The sequence below is a fragment of the Rhizobium sp. WSM1328 genome (genome assembly GCF_057653715.1).
In genome coordinates this window covers 1,005,940-1,021,826 of the sequence record NZ_CM172788.1, presented here as the reverse complement: position 1 = coordinate 1,021,826, position 15,887 = coordinate 1,005,940, and the positions used below count along the sequence as shown (strand labels likewise).

At 62.4% G+C, this 15,887-nt stretch carries 18 protein-coding genes; 5 read left to right on the top strand and 13 right to left on the bottom strand.

Features of this window, described 5'->3' with window-relative positions:
* Nucleotides 1-171 precede the first annotated feature (171 nt).
* The 4 genes from AC2444_RS05260 to AC2444_RS05245 form a co-directional block, all read right to left on the bottom strand.
* Nucleotides 172-594: an RT0821/Lpp0805 family surface protein gene (locus AC2444_RS05260; protein WP_012756713.1), complete on the bottom strand. Its 423-nt coding sequence runs from the start codon at nucleotides 592-594 to the stop codon at nucleotides 172-174.
* A 118-nt stretch (nucleotides 595-712) separates the two neighbouring features.
* Nucleotides 713-2,116, bottom strand: a complete 1,404-nt coding sequence (locus AC2444_RS05255) for a sensor histidine kinase (RefSeq protein ID WP_012756712.1) — start codon at nucleotides 2,114-2,116, stop codon at nucleotides 713-715.
* The gene (locus tag AC2444_RS05250) at nucleotides 2,106-2,777 is read right to left on the bottom strand and encodes a response regulator transcription factor (RefSeq protein WP_012756711.1); all 672 of its coding nucleotides are present in this window, start codon (nucleotides 2,775-2,777) and stop codon (nucleotides 2,106-2,108) included. The genes AC2444_RS05255 and AC2444_RS05250 overlap by 11 nt, the downstream gene beginning before the upstream one ends.
* Before the next feature lie 55 nt (nucleotides 2,778-2,832).
* Nucleotides 2,833-3,081 carry a hypothetical protein gene (locus AC2444_RS05245; RefSeq protein WP_012756710.1) on the bottom strand — a complete coding sequence of 83 codons (249 nt, stop codon included), beginning with the start codon at nucleotides 3,079-3,081 and terminating at the stop codon, nucleotides 2,833-2,835.
* 373 nt (nucleotides 3,082-3,454) lie between these two features.
* On the opposite strand from AC2444_RS05245, the gene AC2444_RS05240 reads away from it, so the two are divergent.
* Entirely contained in the window at nucleotides 3,455-4,681 is a 1,227-nt protein-coding gene (locus AC2444_RS05240; protein WP_012756709.1) for an MFS transporter, read from the top strand.
* Nucleotides 4,682-4,920: 239 nt separating this feature from the next.
* Here the strand turns inward: AC2444_RS05240 and AC2444_RS05235 are convergent, their stop codons facing one another.
* Both AC2444_RS05235 and AC2444_RS05230 read right to left on the bottom strand, forming a co-directional pair.
* Complete coding sequence (locus AC2444_RS05235; RefSeq protein WP_012756708.1) at nucleotides 4,921-5,226, bottom strand: Dabb family protein; 306 nt, start codon at nucleotides 5,224-5,226, stop codon at nucleotides 4,921-4,923.
* A 51-nt stretch (nucleotides 5,227-5,277) separates the two neighbouring features.
* Nucleotides 5,278-5,982 carry a hypothetical protein gene (locus AC2444_RS05230; RefSeq protein WP_012756707.1) on the bottom strand — a complete coding sequence of 235 codons (705 nt, stop codon included), beginning with the start codon at nucleotides 5,980-5,982 and terminating at the stop codon, nucleotides 5,278-5,280.
* Between the two features lie 156 nt (nucleotides 5,983-6,138).
* On the opposite strand from AC2444_RS05230, the gene AC2444_RS05225 reads away from it, so the two are divergent.
* A complete protein-coding gene (locus tag AC2444_RS05225; protein WP_012756706.1) occupies nucleotides 6,139-6,270 on the top strand; it encodes a hypothetical protein in 132 nt (43 codons plus the stop codon).
* A 149-nt stretch (nucleotides 6,271-6,419) separates the two neighbouring features.
* Here the strand turns inward: AC2444_RS05225 and AC2444_RS05220 are convergent, their stop codons facing one another.
* The 4 genes from AC2444_RS05220 to AC2444_RS05205 all read right to left on the bottom strand — a co-directional run bounded on the left by AC2444_RS05220 (nucleotide 6,420) and on the right by AC2444_RS05205 (nucleotide 9,153).
* Nucleotides 6,420-6,980: a TetR/AcrR family transcriptional regulator gene (locus AC2444_RS05220; protein WP_012756705.1), complete on the bottom strand. Its 561-nt coding sequence runs from the start codon at nucleotides 6,978-6,980 to the stop codon at nucleotides 6,420-6,422.
* A gap of 20 nt (nucleotides 6,981-7,000) precedes the next feature.
* A complete protein-coding gene (locus tag AC2444_RS05215; protein ID WP_012756704.1) occupies nucleotides 7,001-7,462 on the bottom strand; it encodes a nuclear transport factor 2 family protein in 462 nt (153 codons plus the stop codon).
* An 85-nt stretch (nucleotides 7,463-7,547) separates the two neighbouring features.
* Entirely contained in the window at nucleotides 7,548-8,480 is a 933-nt protein-coding gene (locus AC2444_RS05210; protein WP_012756703.1) for a pyridoxamine 5'-phosphate oxidase family protein, read from the bottom strand.
* Between the two features lie 61 nt (nucleotides 8,481-8,541).
* Nucleotides 8,542-9,153, bottom strand: coding sequence for a glutathione S-transferase family protein (locus tag AC2444_RS05205; RefSeq protein ID WP_012756702.1), 612 nt, complete (start codon nucleotides 9,151-9,153; stop codon nucleotides 8,542-8,544).
* Between the two features lie 142 nt (nucleotides 9,154-9,295).
* Between AC2444_RS05205 and AC2444_RS05200 the strand changes: the two genes are divergently transcribed.
* Nucleotides 9,296-10,195, top strand: coding sequence for a LysR family transcriptional regulator (locus AC2444_RS05200; RefSeq protein WP_012756701.1), 900 nt, complete (start codon nucleotides 9,296-9,298; stop codon nucleotides 10,193-10,195).
* A 109-nt stretch (nucleotides 10,196-10,304) separates the two neighbouring features.
* Here the strand turns inward: AC2444_RS05200 and AC2444_RS05195 are convergent, their stop codons facing one another.
* The 3 genes from AC2444_RS05195 to AC2444_RS05185 all read right to left on the bottom strand — a co-directional run bounded on the left by AC2444_RS05195 (nucleotide 10,305) and on the right by AC2444_RS05185 (nucleotide 13,725).
* Entirely contained in the window at nucleotides 10,305-10,673 is a 369-nt protein-coding gene (locus tag AC2444_RS05195; RefSeq protein ID WP_003546717.1) for a DUF983 domain-containing protein, read from the bottom strand.
* Between the two features lie 311 nt (nucleotides 10,674-10,984).
* Nucleotides 10,985-12,388 carry an aminotransferase-like domain-containing protein gene (locus AC2444_RS05190; protein WP_012756700.1) on the bottom strand — a complete coding sequence of 468 codons (1,404 nt, stop codon included), beginning with the start codon at nucleotides 12,386-12,388 and terminating at the stop codon, nucleotides 10,985-10,987.
* 377 nt (nucleotides 12,389-12,765) lie between these two features.
* Nucleotides 12,766-13,725, bottom strand: a complete 960-nt coding sequence (locus AC2444_RS05185) for an SDR family NAD(P)-dependent oxidoreductase (RefSeq protein ID WP_012756699.1) — start codon at nucleotides 13,723-13,725, stop codon at nucleotides 12,766-12,768.
* A 126-nt stretch (nucleotides 13,726-13,851) separates the two neighbouring features.
* Here AC2444_RS05185 and AC2444_RS05180 point away from each other — a divergent pair, with 126 nt between their 5' ends.
* Entirely contained in the window at nucleotides 13,852-14,796 is a 945-nt protein-coding gene (locus AC2444_RS05180) for an AraC family transcriptional regulator (protein WP_012756698.1), read from the top strand.
* A 156-nt stretch (nucleotides 14,797-14,952) separates the two neighbouring features.
* Nucleotides 14,953-15,858, top strand: a complete 906-nt coding sequence (locus tag AC2444_RS05175) for a S1C family serine protease (RefSeq protein WP_012756697.1) — start codon at nucleotides 14,953-14,955, stop codon at nucleotides 15,856-15,858.
* Nucleotides 15,859-15,887 lie beyond the last annotated feature (29 nt).

The following is a 15,887-nucleotide window of genomic DNA, read 5'->3' as shown; positions in this document are numbered from 1 at the left end:
ACGTGAAGCGCGCCTTCATTCCAACTGCCAAAGCCGGAATGACGAAGATTTGAGGCTAGCGCATAACCCCGAGAATCGGAATCGATTTTCGGAAAGGATTATGCGCCATTTAAAGTGATAGAGCGTCCTTAGCGCGTCCTGTCGGACGCGCGGCGCTCTATTGGCCGCAATTCAGAGCGGCGACCAGCTGCCGTCGTCATTGCGGCAGGCAGCGCCGCGCGTCACCGTGTCCTTGCCGTCGACGGTCAGCGTGTGGGTATATTGCCGGCAGTTCTGGGAACCGACCTGATAGGGTGCAGCCGCAACGACCTTGCCGGTCACGTCCTTGCCAGTCCAGAGCACTGGCTGGCCGACGGCGGCGCCTTCCAGCGCCCGATATTCCGCCTCGAGCGCGCGCTGCTTGTCGCTGTCGTTCAGCGTCACGCCGCTGCGGCCGACGATGCCGCCCTGCAGCGCGGTGATGAAGGCGGCCGATGCCGAGGGCTTGCTCGAAAAAATGCCGCGCGAAGCGGCACTCTTCGTCGTCGTGCAGCCGGACAGCGCGACGGCGACGAGAAGAGCGGAAGCGATCATGCCTTGCGAGCGTAAAATCATTGCGTCGAACCACGATCAGGGGTCAATTTCAGCCGATCGAAGTGCAGCGTCCCCGTGTCAGCATTAAGGCAAAGCATGCTATACATTTGCCAGTATCTTTGTGACATCAAGCAGTTGCTCATGCAACATCCTTTGTGACGCCGGGCAGGATAAGCTTGGCCTTCAGCCCGCCCCATTCACCGCGGGAAAGCTCGAGCCGTCCCTGGTACTCATTGGAAATCTCGGTGACGATCGAAAGGCCGAGCCCGGTTCCAGGCTTGCTTTCGTCGAGCCTGCGGCCGCGCTTCAGCGCCTCGCGGATCTGGTCCGGCTCCAGGCCCGGCCCGTCATCCTCGACGGCGAGTTCCACCCAATGGCGGCGGCCGCTCGCCTCCACCCCCTTCACATCCTCGGCGGCCTCGACGGCCGAAAGCCGCACCCGGCTTTTGGCAAAACGCGCCGCATTTTCCAGGAGATTGCCGACAGTCTCCTCGAGATCCTGCTGCTCCATGGCAACGGCCAGATGCGGCGGCGAGACGACGAGATCGAATTCGGTATCGACGTTCAGCCGGCGCATGACGCGCACCAGCCGTTCAAGCGCCGGCTCGGCATCGGTGCGGGCGAGCACGGATTCGCGCTGCGCGGCGATGCGCGCCCGATTGAGATAGGACTGCACCTGCCCCTGCATCGCTTCCGCCTGGCTGCGGACCAGCTCACCATGGGATTTTTCCAGGACGCGCGCCTCGTTGAGAAGCACGGCGATCGGCGTCTTCAGCGAATGCGCGAGATTGCCGACCTGCATGCGGGCCCGCTCGACAATGCGACGATTGCTGTCGATCAGCGCGTTCACCTCGTTGGCGAGCGGCAGGATTTCGCGCGGGAAGTCGCCCTTCAGCTGTTCGCTCTCGCCGGCGCGGACGCGTTCCAGCGCGGCACGCGCCTTGTCGAGCGGCTTAAGGCCGTAGAGAATCGCCAGCGCATTGACGATCAGGCTGCCGACGCCGAAACCGGCCAGCGCCAGATAGAGGCTGTGGGAAAAGGTGCGCACGTCGTCCTCGACGACATCGACGTTACCGGTGACGCGGACGCGCGCCGCGCGGCCGTCGGTATCGAGCACCACTTCGGTCTCGGCCACCTGCACGCGGTTCCCGGAAGCATCCGTCACCTGATAGTAGCGCTCGTAATTCTTGTCGAAGGGCGCCTCGACGACGGAGGGAACCGGAATGAGCGCCGAGCCGAGCGAAGGCGACACCAGCGGCGCGGTCGTATAGGTGCCGAGCGGCTCCACCACCCAATACCAGCCGGTCTTCGGCTGGGCAAAACGCAGGTCGCCAAGCTGCGGGCTGCCGCTGAGAGCGCCCTGATCGCCGATCGTCACCGAATTGATGACGTTGTAGAGCTGCGCCCGCAACAGATCCTGGAAACCGCGTTCGGCACTCTTGCGGTAGAGGGTGGAGATCAAGAGGCCGATCACCACCAGCGCCACCGTCGACCAGACCGTGGTCAGCAGCAACACACGTGCGGTGAGCGACTTAATTCGCATGTTTCGGCGCTTGGATGCGGTAACCGAGACCGCGCACCGTTTCGATCAGGTCGACCCCCATTTTCTTGCGCAGGCGGCCGACGAAGACCTCGATCGTGTTGGAATCACGGTCGAAATCCTGGTCGTACATATGCTCGACCAGTTCCGTGCGCGAAACGACCTCGCCCATGTGGTGCATGAGATAGGAAAGCAGGCGATATTCGTGCGAGGTCAGCTTCAGCGTCGTGCCGTTGACCGTCGCCTTCGAGGACTTGGTATCGAGCCGCACCGGCCCGCAGATGATCTCGGATGAGGAATGCCCGGCCGCGCGCCGGATCAGCGCCCGAAGGCGGGCCAGCACTTCCTCGACATGGAAGGGCTTGGTGACGTAGTCGTCGGCACCGGCATCGATGCCGGCGACCTTGTCGCTCCAGCGGTCGCGCGCCGTCAGGATCAGCACCGGCACACCGCGGCCGGCGCCACGCCATTTTTCTAGAACGGTGACCCCGTCCAACTCCGGCAGGCCGATATCGAGGATGATGGCGTCATAGGGTTCGGTGTCGCCGAGGAAATGGCCTTCCTCGCCATCGAACGCCTGGTCGACGACATAGCCCGCCTCCTTCAGCGTGTCGGCCAGCTGCCGGTTCAGATTCACGTCGTCTTCGACTACCAGGATGCGCATCGGTCCGCCTTCGTCCGCTTCAAATCAATCAATGTCCTGAATAAGCCGATTCCGCCTACATCGGAACCTTTACCGTGACTTTGCGTGGGCGCTGTCCATTGCCCTGCACAAGAACGGTGATGATGCAGGTATCGCCCACCGGTTGCACGGACAGGAGCTGGCCGCCGGTCTGCTCGACGACCTGGGCTGCGGCGGCGCTGCAATCGCCTCCGATACGCACGACAAAACTGCTCGTGGCGTCCGGTGAGGGCGCCGATACCACCAGTCCGGCGGCCAATGCTGCGACGCTCAGAGGAAAGGCCATGTGTTATGCTTTCAAGATAATGCCAACTTGCTCCGAATATGTACTCACGCGACCTGAATGGCAAATGAATGCCCCGTAATGCAGGGTGTTTAGAACTGTTCTCGACTGTTCGAAGCAGCCGGTTTCAGGGCCTGGAAAACGCCGCAGCAGCCAGCTACGGCCACCGCCATTGCACCCAAAAACGATGACCTCCAGCCTTATCCACGCGTTCTTTATCACCTCCGGTAAAGGTGGGGAGCCGGCGGGACCGACACCACAGTCTTTGTCCGCGAATCGGCCGCGCCGTTCCGATTCCTGCCGACCGCAGCTTTCACGGGCCGGTTGAAACTGTTATGTCCTTGCCGCCCCCACATTTCAGACCGTTTCAGCACCAATGCCAAAATCCTCCCGCTTCCGCTCGGCGCAGACGGTCACCGTCCTCGCCGTTACCCAGCTGATCGGCTGGGGCACGACGTTCGACATGCTCGGGGTCATGGGCCGTGTCGTCGCGCCGGATCTCGGCCTGGCGAACGAAGTGGCGTTTGCCGGCCTGACGATCATGATGGTGGTCAGCGCCATCGTCGGTCCGGCGACCGGCCGATGGCTCGGCCGCTATGGTGCTGCCCGTGTGCTTTCGGCCGCCTCGCTGACCTTTGCGCTCGGGCTGCTTCTGCTTGCCGCCGCAAACGGCATCGTGCTCTATGCCAGCGCCTGGGTCATCATCGGCATCGGCGGCGCATTTGGCCTCTCGGCGCCGGCCTATACCGCCGTCGTCGAGCGCGAAGGAGCAAACGGCAAACGCGTCATCGCCATCCTGATGCTGTTCACCGGGCTTTCGAGCGCCATCTTCTGGCCGATCCTCAGCCTGCTCAACGAGGCGGTCGGCTGGCGCCTCACCTTCCTGGTCTGTGCGGCGCTGCAATTCTTCGTCTGTCTGCCGCTGCATCTCTTAGGCCTGCCGAAGCCGATCGCAACACATGTCGAAGGCGGCACAGCCGAAATCGCTCCGGTGCCGCTGTCGAAAGCCAAGCAGCGAAAAGCCTTCCTGCTGATCGCCGCGGCGACGACGATCTCGACCTTCGTCACCTTCGGAATCTCGCCATCACTGCTCGAAATCTTCCGCCAGTCCGGCGCCTCGCCGGCCTTTGCGCTGCAGCTCGGCTCGGCACGCGGCGTCCTCGGCATCTCTGCACGTTTCCTCGACATGCTGCTCGGCCGGCACGGCAACCCCATGCTCAGCGCGGTCATGGGCATCAGCCTGATGATGATCAGTTTCCTGATGATGCTGGTTGCCAGCCCGTCGACGCCGCTGCTTGTCACCTTCGTCCTGTTTTACGGGTTCGGCACCGGGGTCATGACCGTCGCCCGCGCGCTGCTACCGCTGGCGCTGTTCTCACCGCGCGAATTCGGACTGCAATCGGCCCGGCTGTCGCTGCCGCAGAACCTCGCCAACGCCATCGCCCCCGTCATCTTCACCGCCATCCTCGATCGCGCCGGCACCGGCCCGGCGCTCGCCGCCTGCGCCGTTCTCGCGGCCTTGTCGCTGGCCTTCGTGCTGATGCTGATGGCGCTGGTGCGCGGTGCCCGCGCATCAGAGTCAGCCATTCTTAATGTCTCTTGATTATCATCCAAGCATGGACGAGCGCGGCTTTCCGTCCATACGCCGCAACCGCTGCGGCAGCCAGATCATGAACCAGAAGCCGCTTTTCACGAATCTTTTGAATCGCTTGCCGCCGCTTTTTCGAAAGGTGAGTCTGAGGACTCAGAAGTTGAGTCAGCTTCCGGGCGATCCGAATCCGGAAAATCATTCATCCAGTTGAAATTTCGATGGAATACAGCGTGGCCAAACGCCTGGGCAAGTCAGAGCGGCCGCGTCACAGCCGTGCGGTTATCGTAGTCGGCGGCGATGCGCTTTTCCCGGAGCGGCCGCACGCGATCGATCGAGAGCTGATAATCGGGATGCGCCTTGTAGGCGGCAAGGGCCGCCTCGTCGTCGAATTCGCCATAGACTACGAGATCGATCTCGGTGCCCAACTGATCGGTCTTCACATTGGTGCCGATTTCCAGCAACCGCGCATGCGGAATGCCGGTCAGAATCGAAAGCCCGGCCCTCACCTCCTGCAGATGTTCCTCCTGCACGGTGAAGAAGACGATATGACGGATCACGCGGAAGCTCCTGTCCGATTTATCAAAATGATGAAGCGACCTTGGCGCACCCTATCGGAGGCGCGGCGCTCCAGCTGTCAGCCGGGCGATAACACGCGCGCCCCAGGCCTTCAACCGCGCGAGCATGCCACGGGCCGCATCGGGACGTATCGCCGCATCGAAGACCATGGCATAAGCGGCGAGCTTTTCCGCCCGGTCGGTGCCATTGACGATGCGGCGCGCATTCACCCAATCCGCGGTCGTCGCGTTCAGGTGATCGGCGAGCTTGTGGCCGGTAAAACTTCCCTGCAGCATGCCCTCGATCAGGATCGTCACCGCCGCATCCATCTCCATCGCCCGGTCGGGATCGGCAACGAGGTCGATCCCCGTCAGCACACTCATCGCCTCGTAGTTCCGCTTGTGGGTGAGCTGCACCAGGCCGCGTCCGAGCCAGCTGCAGCCATCCTCGTCCGGCCGCCAGTAGGGCGTCTTCACCCAAGAGAGCCGGCCTGCGGCAAAGGCCGTCTCGAGGATCTCGACTGCGCGCGCATCGCTTTCCGCCAGCGTCTCACGCACCGGCTGCATCGTATAGGCGGTCTCGTGGTAAGCGGTTGCGAGGATATAGGCGAGCCACCGACGGTCGGCATCGGCAAACCGTTCTTCCCAGGCGTCGAGAATCGCCGTGATGCCCACTACCTGAGGCTGAGTCAGGTTTCCCTTGAAGAGTCCGTGCCGTACCGTATCAAAAAAGAATGCCCGGTCCATGTGGACAACCATTCCGCGCTTCCCTCAAATATCAAGGTTAAAACTATCTTAATCGATTAAATTCGGTTTAATCGTTTAAAGTGTTTAAGCCACTGATTTACACGCCTTTTGTCTTGTGCAATGCATCTTCCTGCCCTGAAGCCTTACTGCGAAAAGAGGAGACTTCCGATGCAGACGTCCGCCAATAGCCCAGCCACCATTCCCCAGCATGTCGTCGACCAGATGGAAAACGAATGGCGCCAGGTTCGCCCTGAACGGGAAAATACGCGCCCGGCCCAGCAGCCTCAACAGCAACGCTGAAATAGACGCAAAGCGGTACCGATTTAAGCTCGAGCGCCGCCCCAGCGCCCGATCAACGCCCCGGCCAGTCACTCATGGCCGGGTGAATTTTTTCATAGGTATAATACACGTCCCAGCGGTTGACCGCCCCTCATCGTAGTACAGCCCCCTCATCGCATCACAGCATCTAGCCGTTTCGCCAGCGTGTCCAATGATCGGGTGAAAATCATCCTGTCGTCGAGCGCACGCGACAGCACCAGTGCGCCTTGAATGCCCGCGACGCCCTCCTCGGCGAGTGTTTGCGCCTCCCCCTCAGAGCAGCCTGCCCGCATCAACGCCGAGCGCAAGGCGTCGATCCAGCGAATGAAATAATCGCCGATCTCTGCCGAAAACCGCTCGCGGGTTTCGTCAAGCGCGAAGGCGCCGACGAGGCAGATGCGGCGACCGGAGCGGAAGTAGTCGTTCACATTCGTCCACATCGCCGCGATCGCCTGATCGGCGTCGTCCTTTCTCAGCGGCTGATAGATCGCATGTTCGAACCAGGCATCGACATCGGCGAGCACGGCGCCCGCCATCTCCTCCTTGCCACCGGGGAAGAAGTGGTAAAGGCTGCCCTTGCCGATGCCGGTGCGTTCGGTGATGCGGCTGAGCGAAGTGCCCTCATAGCCGAGCTCGCGGAAGATTTCCGCCAGCAGCGGTACGATGTCGGCGCGTTCGTAGACGGTCTTCACCCGTGGCTTCCCTGGCTTGTTTAGAGGCCGAGTTCGGTCAGACCGGGATGGTCATCCGGCCGCCGGCCGAGCGGCCAATGGTACTTGCGCTCCGATTCCCGGATCGGCAGGTCGTTGATGCAGGCGAAGCGGCGCTGCATCAAGCCGGCGGCGTCGAATTCCCAGTTCTCGTTGCCATAGGAGCGGAACCAGTTGCCGCTGTCATCGTGCCATTCATAGGCGAAGCGCACGGCGATGCGATGATCGGTGAAGGCCCAGATCTCCTTGATCAGCCGGTAATCCAGCTCCTTTGCCCATTTGCGGGTGAGGAAAGCGACGATCTCGGCGCGGCCGGTGATGAATTCAGCGCGGTTCCGCCAGCGGCTGTCCGGCGTATAGACGAGCGAGACGCGCTGGGGATCACGGCTGTTCCATCCATCCTCGGCAAGACGGACCTTCTGGGTGGCGGTCTCAAGGGTGAAAGGCGGGACGAGGCTGGACATAGGTTCTCCGGGCGCTCCTGTACTGAACGGTTATCATTGTACTGATCAGTACATTGATTGGCAAGCCGCTTCCAGGCGGCGTTTCTCAAAGGCCGGGAGGCCGGCGCCACCGCAACGGCAGGGCATCCGGGCGAAGCACGATCTTTTGCGGCGTGAAACGCCACAACCGTTCCGCCCGTTGAAAGGTGGCGATCTCAGGCGAATCCAGCAGCACCTCGGCCCTGCCCGTCATCTGCAGCATGTCCCCGGTTTCGAAATCGATGAAGACCAGCCCCGCCTTCGGGTTGACGAGGAAATTACCCAGCGTGTTGAAGAACCGATTGCCGGGAAAATCGGGAATGGTCAGTACGCCATCGGCGCCGACATGGACGAAGCCGGCATTGCCGCCGCGATGGGACACGTCCACCTGCCGCTCGCCATTGTCTCTGTCGACATAGGAGGCAACGAAAAACGTATCGGCGCCCTCGATCATCCCTAGCGCCCGATCGTCGAGTTGGCCGGAATGAAGCGTCGGCATCGCCGTCGGCAGATCGGGATCGCGTACGAAGGCGGAGGAGCGAAGCTGGATATATTGCGGGCAATTGCCGAAGCTCTGGCCGACGCGTACTTGGAAAGCTTCAGCATCCGTCCTGTGGATCACGCCGTTCAGCCGGTTGCGCCGCCGGGTCTCGAGCTGGATGCCGAGCATTCCAATCGCGTCACCATCCTCCATGCCGGCATCGGCAGGATCGGCTGCGTCACGCGGCAGGTGCACCTCGAGAATCTCCGGCTCCGGCGAGGCCATGAACCCCGGGCGCTCGGCCCTGACCGTTGCCCAGACATCGCCCTTGGCATCGACCGCGCCGAGCACGACGAAAGGCAGCATCGGAAAGAAGGCGCGATGCTGCTCCGGCATGGCCTTGCGGACGAAATTCCGGCCCGGCCCGTCCATGCGTTCGGCGACACCGACACTGCGCTGCATGGCGAGTTCGCCCGCATGCCAGGGCGATGTGGCGTCCTGTCTTGTCTGTTCCAGCATCACGGCCTCCTTCAGGGCAGCATTTTGGGAACCGGGGCAGCGTTCCTGCCCCGGCAACTTGTCACGCGGCAAGGCCGATCTTGGTCTTGCGAAAACCGACGAAACCCGGCAGCGCCTCGATGCGCGCAAGCCAGGCGCGAACGCTTGGATAGGCCGAGATATCGACATTACCCTCCGGCGCATTGGCGATGTAGCTGTAGAGCGCCACGTCGGCGATCACAGGATTGTCGCCGAGCAGGAAGCTGTGACCGTGGAGCTCCGCCTCGATCAGCGCAAGAATGCGGTGCGCCCGGGCGATCACCTCGTCGGTGCGGAAGTCAGCGCCGAAGACGGTGACTAGGCGCGCAGCACATGGCCCATAAGCGATCTCGCCCGCTGCAACCGAGAGCCATTTCTGTATCCGCGCCGCGGCCACCGACTCTTCCGGCAACCAGTCGGTGCGGCCACATTTGCGCGCGAGATAGACGAGGATGGCAGAGGAATCGGCAATGACCGTGCCATTGTCGTCGAGCACCGGCACCTGGCCAAAGGGATTGAGCTTCAGAAAGTCCGGCGCCTTGTGGGCGCCAGCCGCCAGGTCGACCTCGACCAGTTCATAGGGCACGCCAAGCAGCGACAGGAACAGGTGAGCCCGGTGGGCATGGCCGGAAAGCGGGTGATGGTAGAGTTTCATGATGGTTCCTTTGGTCTTCCGATCGACGGGACGCGGTTGGCGATGGCCGCTTGTAACCATCTGCGGTCTATTTACTGCCTTCCATCCATCAGCAGTAGAATGCTAATCTGGAAGGCATGTTACCAATTCATGGAAGGATAGAATGGACCGCCTCGACGCCATGACCGTGCTTCTTGCCGTTGTCGAACAGGGCAGCCTGTCGGCCGCCTCACGGCATCTGCGATCCCCGCTCGCAACCGTCAGCCGCAAGGTTTCGGAACTGGAAGCCCATCTCAACGCCCAGCTGCTGCAACGGAGCAACCGGAAGGTCACGCTGACGGAAGCCGGCCGCTCCTATGTCGAGGCGGCGCGGGAAATTCTTAATCGGGTGGAAGAGGCGGAACGGACCGCGGCCGGCGAATACAGCGCCCCGAAGGGCGAACTGACGATGACCGCACCGATCGTCTTCGGGCGGCTGCATGTCCTGCCTGTGGTGGTGGATTTCCTGAAGGCCTATCCCGATATCAATCTGCGGCTGATGCTTGGCGACCGGCTGTCGAACCTCGTCGAGGATCATATCGACGTGGCGCTGAGGATCGGCAACCTGCCTGATAGTAACCTGATCGCCACAAGGCTCGGCGCGATCCGCCGCACAGTCTATGCCAGCCCGGATTATCTCACACGGCACGCACTCCCCCGGCATCCAGGCGATCTCGCCGGGCACGACTGCGTCACCTTCGAGGGTATGGCCTCGATGCTGAGCTGGACATTCATTGAAGGGAGACATGACCTCACGGTGCCGATCCGCTCGCGGCTTGCCGTCAACACTGCCGAGGCCGCGGTCGATGCGGCTGTCGCCGGCCTCGGCATCACCCGCGTGCTCTCCTACCAGGCCGCACGCGCCGAGATGGCTGGCCTGCTGGTGCCGCTGCTTGCCGATTTCGAACCGCCGCCGGCGCCGGTGCATCTCGTTTATCCCGCGCAGGGACTGGTGCCCTTGAAACTGCGGGCGCTGCTCGATTTCGCGACGCCGCGCCTGCGCGCGACGCTAAACAAGTCCTAGATCAGGATGCTTTTAGGCCCGATCGGCCCAAAATCTGAATCCTGATCTAAATCAAAGAAGTAGAGCATGATGTCGTCTGAAAACCGCTCACACTTTTCGGCATCATGCTCTAGGCGAGCTTGCCCTCTTCCGCCTTGTAGAAATACTGGCTGGCGACCAGCCAGCCCTTCAGCGGCCGGAGCGGCGGAATACAGGTGGCGAGCATGAACGGACCGGTGACCAGAAGCTGCACCCAGATCGGCGCCGAAAAGGCCACCTCCAACCAGACGCCGAGCAGCACGCTCGGGATGCAGGCGAAGCAGATGACGAAGAAGGCCGGACCGTCGGCCGGATCGGCGAAGGAATAATCGAGACCGCAGACCTCGCATTCCGGCCGCAACGTCAGGAAGCCCTTGAACATATGGCCCTGGCCGCAGCGCGGACAGCGTCCCTTGATGCCGGTCTGCATCGGAGGAAGTGGGGGATATTCCGTGTCCATGACGATCTCGCTTTCTTGCTTCGCGAACATTTATGCCATCAATATCTATAATGACTGCATTCAATATAATTACATTATAGGGAAATTACCAGTCAATTCGCCAGAATGCCGCAGAGCTCCCCAGCGCATGCCGGCAGCAAGCTGACTGCAGATTTATCAAGCAGCATTTGGGGCCGCAGCCAGGCCTGGCAGCCTGGGCGAATCAGACGTGAACGTGACGGTTTCGCTTCGCCCAGGCCCCGACAGATCAGGGCCAGACCGATCTGATCTCGACCGCTCGTGCCTGATCAGCCTGGGGCGGCGTTTCCGCGTCAGAAGAACGACGCTGCCATTTCCGGCGGGCCTTCCAGCGCATGGGCCATGAATTCCAGTGCGCCCTGCAATTTCTCCCGGGTGATCGGTCCGCCAAGGCAGACACGCACGGCCTCGGGCGCCGCGCCCTCGACCGTGAAGGCATCGCTTGCGACGACGCCGATGCCGGAAGAACGGGTGTGGCTGCCGAAGGTCGAGCGGGTCCAGCCGTTGGAGAGCGGCAGCCAGATGTTGAAACTGATCGGATCGGCGCGGTAGCTGCCGGCCGGCAGGATGGCGGCGACCATCTGCTGGCGGGCGGCGGCCTCGGCGCGGATGAAACGCAGGATCGTATCGGCGGTGCCGTCCTCGATCCAGCGGGTGGCGAGCGCCACGGTCAGCGGCGAGGCCATAACATTGTTGGCGCGCATGGCGCTGACGAAGGGCCACACGGCCTTGCTGTCCGGCGCTACGACATAAGCAAGTCGCAGACCCGCGCCGATGCATTTCGCCAGCCCGCCGATATGCCAGGTCAGATCGGGCGCTGTTGCCGCGAGCGGCGCCGGGCCGTGCTGCGGAATGAAGCCATAGGCATCGTCCTCGACGATCGGCACATGATATTTGCGGGCAACGGCGCAGATCTCCTCACGGCGCCTGGCCGGAATGGTCAGCGTCGTCGGATTCTGCAGCGTCGGATTGAGATAGAGCGCCTTCGGCTTCAATCTCTCGCAGGCCTCGGCAAAGGCGTCCGGCAGGATACCGTCCTCGTCCATCGGCAGACCGGCCAGATTGAGCCGCAGCTGGGCGGCGATCGAGCGCATGCCGGGATAGGTGATGATTTCCGAAAGCACGGTTTCGCCCGGTTTTGCCAGCAGGCCGAAGATCGCCAGCAGGGCCGGATGGGCACCGGGTGTGACGAAGATGCGCTCCTGCGAGGGCACCAGCCCGCGACGGCTGAGCCAGGAGGCCGCAGCCTCCTTGTCCATGCTGGAGCCGCCGAAGCCCTGGTAGCGCAGAAGCGGAATGAGGTTCGCCGTCACCGCCGACATGCCCTCGCGCATGCGGGCGATCAGCTCGGGGTCGTGCGTTTCCGGCGGCATGTTCATCGAGAAATCGACGATGGAGGCGCGGCGGGGATCGGGCGCGGCGTCGGGCGCGAATCCCTGGCGCTCCTTGTCCGCGCCACCGGTAACGAAGGTGCCTCGGCCGACATGCGAATCCACAAGCCCACGCTTCTGCGCCTCGACATAACCTCTCGCCACCGTCGTGAAATCGACATTCAGCCGCTTGGCGAGTTCGCGTTGCGGCGGCAGCCGGTCCCCAACCACCAGATGCCCGCTGCGCAGATCCATTTCGATCACATCGGCGATCGCCATATAACGCGGACTGCTGCTGCGGCTGAGATCGGGATGCCAGTCTTTCATGTCGTGATCCGTGTCGGTCTGATTCCTGATGAGATTGACCGTATATTGTTGCATAATGCCGCTGTCACGAAAAATGTCGCGCGCCAAGTCCCGAGAATGATGCACGTCGAAATGCCGCAGCTTTTGCGCACGCCTTGATACAATTTAATGACGGATTGTCGCCGGATTTGACTGTTGTTTGCGCAAATTCGATCTGGCACGACGACCGCGCTGTCGCAGGCCGATTTCGGCAGCGTGTGCGCCAATGACGTGCTGACGATCCGCTCGGCTTGCCGATCGGGCTTCACCCGAGAAGTCCCGGGTGAGGCGCGAGGACGGCAAGACAATCGGCAGCGTCTTCAGCGCGCATTGACGACGGTTTGCCGCGAGCCATGGCTTCAGGCGTACGCCGCGAAAGCGTCAATGCCGGTCAGCCTTGCCGACAAGATCCACAGGCGTGCCGCCTCCTCGGGATCGGCTGCATGGTCGCTGACGCCGCCGGGTTCTCCAACCGTTGCGCGGATGGCGATATCGCAGTCCTCGCAATAGAGGCCTCCCATACCTTCGAGTTGTGGCGAGGTCGCCGCCCAAACCTGCGTCGCTGCCCCCTGGGCTGGTGTCTTGAACGTCGGATCAATCGGATTGCCGTCTGCATCGATCCAGCCGGCACTGACCATTTCCTCCTTTGCGAGATGGCGCTGCAAGGGGGTAAAAATCTTGCCCGGGTGCAGCGAGAAGGCGCGGATGCCGGTGTCGCGCCCGAGCCTGTCCAGATGCACGGCGAAAAGTGCGTTGGCGGTCTTCGACTGGCCGTAGGCCTGCCATTTGTCGTAACCGGTCTCGAAATGCACATCCTCCCATCGTATGGCCGAGTTGCCATGGCCACCGGAGGAAACCGAAACGATGCGAGTGCCGCGCGAGATCGCCGGCCAGAGGCGGTTGACCAAGGCGAAATGGCCGAGATGATTGGTCGCGAACTGTGCCTCCCATCCGTCGCCGACACGCGTTTCCGGGCAGGCCATGATGCCGGCGCTGTTGATCAAAATGTCGATGCTGCGGCCAGATGCGACGAACCGCTCGGCAAAGGCGCGAACGCTTTCGAGGTCGGAAAGGTCGAGCCGATCAATCTCTACGCCATCGATACCGGCGACCGCGCTACGCGCCGCCTCGATGCTCCTTGCGCCGATGGTCACCTTCGCGCCGGCGCCCGCCAGAGCGCGCGTGGTCTCGAGCCCGAGGCCGGAATGGCCGCCGGTGACGATGGCGCGCTTGCCGGAAAGATCGAGACCGGCCAAAACCTCGCCGGCCGTCGTGTGGGCTCCAAATCCGGAGCGGATGGGGACTTGTTTGTCACTCATGATAATTACCTTTGTTCTGCGGCGCGTTGCCGTCGCTCGGGATGACGGTCGCGAGAATAAGGCGTGGCTTCCAGACGATCCATGCGCTAAAGTCCGGCATCTCTTCGCCATCGTCCGGATTTCTACATGGACCCGTTATCCGATGTTCTCGCATTGCTCAAACCGCGCAGCTATGTTTCCGCGGGGCTTGACGCTGGCGGTGCTTGGGCGATCGATTTTCCTCCCCCTGACGGCATCAAGTTCAACGCAGTGATTTCAGGCGCGTGCTGGCTGAGCGTCGATGGCGTCCCCGAAGCTGTCCGCCTGGAGGAAAGCGACTGCTTTCTGCTGACGAGCCGCCGAGCCTTTCGTCTCGCCAGCGATCCGGCTCTCGAAGCGATCCCGTCCGATGCGATCTATTCGATCGCCCGCGACGGCATTGCGACTTGCAATGGCGGCGGCGATTTCTTCCTGATCGGCAGCCGTTTTTCCTTTTCGGGAGGAAATTCGGACATCCTTCTCGGAATCCTGCCGCCGATCGTCCACGTGAAGAGGGATTCCGATCACGCCGCCGTGCTGCGCTGGTGTCTCGATCGGATGACGCGCGAATTGCGCGACCAGCAGCCGGGTGGCTTTCTGATGGCGGAGCATTTTGCTCATGTTATGCTCATGCAGGTGTTGCGCCTCCATATCGCATCGCCGAATGCGCGCGGCGTCGGCTGGCTTTTCGCGCTTACCGACCGGCGGATCGGTGCGGCTATCGGTGCCCTGCATGCCGATCCAGCCCGCAAGTGGACGCTGCAGTCACTGGCTGAACGTGCCTCGATGTCGCGGTCCAGTTTTGCTCTCCACTTCAAGGAAAAGGTCGGGCTTGCGCCGATGGATTATCTGACGCGCTGGCGCATGCTTCTCGCCGGTGACCGATTGACAAACTCGGCCGAAGCAATTGCCGGTGTCGCCCTGTCGCTCGGCTATGAATCCGAAAGCGCATTCAGCACCGCTTTCAAGAGAGTGATGGGATGCTCGCCGCGGCAATATGGTCGCGCTCATCCGCCCGCCGGTGCCATGCGAGATAGTCTCGGCGCTCAGTGAAACCTTGATTGGTGCAGGCATCGGAGGGAGGTCGCGCGTTGGCCTGCCGAAATTCGCTCCGATACGGTCTTGCACCTGCCGTCGATTCTCTTACCTATTCAAGGAAGAATGCGCCGGCTTTCGGCCTTTCGCGTCGGCGCCCATCGGGATGAAAGCATGAATATCGATCCGATTTTGCGGTCAGTCGTGGCCGTCCGTTCCTCCATTCCGGAAGATGCCTTCACAGCGGAGACGCTGGGCACTGTCCGGGAGGGCAGCGGCGTGGTCATTCGCGACAACGGGCTGGTGCTGACCATCGGTTATCTGATCACCGAGGCCGAAGAGGTCTGGCTGACGACCCATGACGGGCGTGTGGTTCCCGCGCATGCGCTTGCCTATGATCAGGAAAGCGGCTTCGGTCTGGTGCAGGCGCTTGGCCCTCTGAATGCGCCGGCGGTGGATCTCGGCGACGCGGCCACGGCCAAGGCCGGCGATCCCGTCGTGCTGGCCGATGGCATCGGAGAATTCGTCGAGGCTAATATCGTCGCCCGGCAGGAATTCGCCGGCTATTGGGAATATCTGCTGGACGAGGCGATTTTCACGTCACCAGCCCATCCCTCATGGGGCGGTGCGGCGCTGATCGGTTCGGACGGCAAGCTTCTCGGCATCGGTTCGCTTCGCCTGCAGATGAGCGATGGCGACGAGGTCGCCGATATCAACATGGTCGTGCCGATCGACCTTTTGCCGCCGATCCTCGACGATCTCTTGAACCGGGGACAGGTCAACAGACCGCCGCGGCCCTGGCTCGGCGCCTTCTCCGCCGAGAGCAATGGCGGCGTGGTGGTCATGAGCGTGGCCGAAGGCGGGCCGGCCGCTCAGGCGGGCCTGCGTCAGGGCGATATCATATCGGAAATCCGCGACGAAGAGGTCGACGGCCTGGCCGATTTCTACCGCAAGGTCTGGAGCAGCGGCCCGGCCGGCGCCGAGATCCCCATGCGCATCCTCAGGAACGGCCGGGAAGCCTGGCTGCGCATCAAGTCCGCCGACCGCAACAGCTTTCTTAAGAAGCCGCAGCTGCAGTAAGTCCGCGCCGGCGCCGTGAAAGCCGCTGG

Coding starts and splice junctions, on each gene's coding strand:
- AC2444_RS05260 (WP_012756713.1), bottom strand. CDS start 594: ATGATTTTACGCTCGCAAGGCATGATCGCTTCCGCTCTTCTCGTCGCC.
- AC2444_RS05255 (WP_012756712.1), bottom strand. CDS start 2,116: ATGCGAATTAAGTCGCTCACCGCACGTGTGTTGCTGCTGACCACGGTC.
- AC2444_RS05250 (WP_012756711.1), bottom strand. CDS start 2,777: ATGCGCATCCTGGTAGTCGAAGACGACGTGAATCTGAACCGGCAGCTG.
- AC2444_RS05245 (WP_012756710.1), bottom strand. CDS start 3,081: ATGGCCTTTCCTCTGAGCGTCGCAGCATTGGCCGCCGGACTGGTGGTA.
- AC2444_RS05240 (WP_012756709.1), top strand. CDS start 3,455: ATGCCAAAATCCTCCCGCTTCCGCTCGGCGCAGACGGTCACCGTCCTC.
- AC2444_RS05230 (WP_012756707.1), bottom strand. CDS start 5,982: ATGGTTGTCCACATGGACCGGGCATTCTTTTTTGATACGGTACGGCAC.
- AC2444_RS05225 (WP_012756706.1), top strand. CDS start 6,139: ATGCAGACGTCCGCCAATAGCCCAGCCACCATTCCCCAGCATGTCGTC.
- AC2444_RS05215 (WP_012756704.1), bottom strand. CDS start 7,462: ATGTCCAGCCTCGTCCCGCCTTTCACCCTTGAGACCGCCACCCAGAAG.
- AC2444_RS05210 (WP_012756703.1), bottom strand. CDS start 8,480: ATGCTGGAACAGACAAGACAGGACGCCACATCGCCCTGGCATGCGGGC.
- AC2444_RS05205 (WP_012756702.1), bottom strand. CDS start 9,153: ATGAAACTCTACCATCACCCGCTTTCCGGCCATGCCCACCGGGCTCAC.
- AC2444_RS05200 (WP_012756701.1), top strand. CDS start 9,296: ATGGACCGCCTCGACGCCATGACCGTGCTTCTTGCCGTTGTCGAACAG.
- AC2444_RS05195 (WP_003546717.1), bottom strand. CDS start 10,673: ATGGACACGGAATATCCCCCACTTCCTCCGATGCAGACCGGCATCAAG.
- AC2444_RS05190 (WP_012756700.1), bottom strand. CDS start 12,388: ATGAAAGACTGGCATCCCGATCTCAGCCGCAGCAGCAGTCCGCGTTAT.
- AC2444_RS05185 (WP_012756699.1), bottom strand. CDS start 13,725: ATGAGTGACAAACAAGTCCCCATCCGCTCCGGATTTGGAGCCCACACG.
- AC2444_RS05180 (WP_012756698.1), top strand. CDS start 13,852: ATGGACCCGTTATCCGATGTTCTCGCATTGCTCAAACCGCGCAGCTAT.
- AC2444_RS05175 (WP_012756697.1), top strand. CDS start 14,953: ATGAATATCGATCCGATTTTGCGGTCAGTCGTGGCCGTCCGTTCCTCC.